The following is a 1545-nucleotide window of genomic DNA, read 5'->3' on the forward strand; positions in this document are numbered from 1 at the left end:
CCTTGTATTATAGAGTAGTAGTTATTAGAGCCCCTCTCCAAGGGCTGTGCTACACTGTAAGGGATGCTGTGGATTGGTTTCAACCTCCTACCACGAGATGGTTCCAGAAAGGTTCCAACCACAGCCCCTTACAGTTTTGTTGATCAGTTAAATACCGCCAGACGGTTTATGTGGAACAAGGCTACAAAAGTAAGGTGTACTGTGGATGCAGCATCACATATTTATCGTTGGAGGTATTTGTTATGGTGGTTTCTGTTGGCATCGATGTCTCAAAAGATAAGCACGATTGCTTTATCGTCAGTTCCGAGGGCGAAGTCCTGGCGGATGCATTCATAATCCCCAACACCATGGACGGGTTCCACTACCTTTTACAGCGAATCCTGCATTGTACCGCACCGCAGGATAAAATAAAAGTAGGGCTTGAGGCTACCGGACATTACAGCTACAATCTGCTCGGGTTTCTTCTTGACAACGGTCTGACCACCTATGTCCTGAATCCCTTGCGCACAAACCTTTACCGAAAGAGCCTTAGCCTGAGAAAGACCAAGACTGACCGGGTGGATGCACGAACGGTTGCTTCTATGCTGTTATCCGATGCGGGCCTCAAACCCTACACAGATACAGCATACCACAACGAGGAGCTAAAGTCACTGACCAGATACCGTTTTGACAAGGTGAAAGAACGTGCCAAGCTGAAAAGTTCTATCGCCCGGCTGGTCTGCATTCTGTTTCCGGAATTGGAAAAACTCGTCCCTTCTCTGCATATTGCTTCTGTCTACGCCCTGCTGGAAGAGTTCCCGGGGGCCAAACAGGTTGCCAATACCCATTTAACGAGGCTGAAAGCGTTGCTCGAAACCGCCTCCAATGGCCACTACAAACGGGATATGGCTCTTGAAATACGAAATGCCGCCAAAAACTCTATTGGCTCTCAGATGCCTGCCAAGTCCCTTGAATTGCAGCACACCATCCGGCTCATCCGTGAACTGGATCGTGAAATTGATGAAATCGAAGAGCAAATCCAATCCATTATGGATGAGCTTCATTCTCCTATTACCACTATCCCTGGGCTGGGGTTCCGCATGGCTGCCATGATCCTGGCAGAAGTCGGCGACTTCACCCGGTTTGACTCCCCAGACAAGCTGTTGGCTTATGCAGGGATGTCCCCCTCCACTTACCAATCCGGACAGCTCAAAAATTGCTACCCGCATATGGAAAAGCGTGGCTCCCGATACCTACGCTACGCACTTTACAACGCAACCAAGTATGTCTGCCACTGGGACCCGACTTTTGCTGATTATCTCGCCAAGAAGCGGGCGGAGGGAAAACACTACAACATTGCCATCTCTCACGCGGCCAAAAAGTTGGTTCGTCTGATATTTGCCATGGAGAAGTCCAGGCAGCCATATTGCTCAGCGGCTTAAGTGCAGCTACTTGAATAGCCAGCAGGGGTCTGACAAGACCTCAGCTTTGCTATACCTTTTTTGAGCCATCTCTTTTTCACCACCACCATTCATTTTCGGGGTTGACTTTTAATAGTTAATCTTT

General features: G+C 48.8%; 1 protein-coding gene. It reads left to right on the forward strand.

What is annotated here, in order from left to right; genetic code table 11:
- Positions 1 to 245: 245 nt before the first annotated feature.
- On the forward strand, positions 246 to 1421 hold the full coding sequence (locus tag WMO24_RS00840; RefSeq protein WP_071435304.1) for an IS110 family RNA-guided transposase: 1176 nt from the start codon (positions 246 to 248) through the stop codon (positions 1419 to 1421).
- Positions 1422 to 1545: the final 124 nt, after the last annotated feature.

Source organism: Ruthenibacterium intestinale (assembly GCF_040096265.1).
In the GTDB taxonomy this organism is placed as follows: Bacteria; Bacillota; Clostridia; order Oscillospirales; family Ruminococcaceae; genus Ruthenibacterium; species Ruthenibacterium komagatae.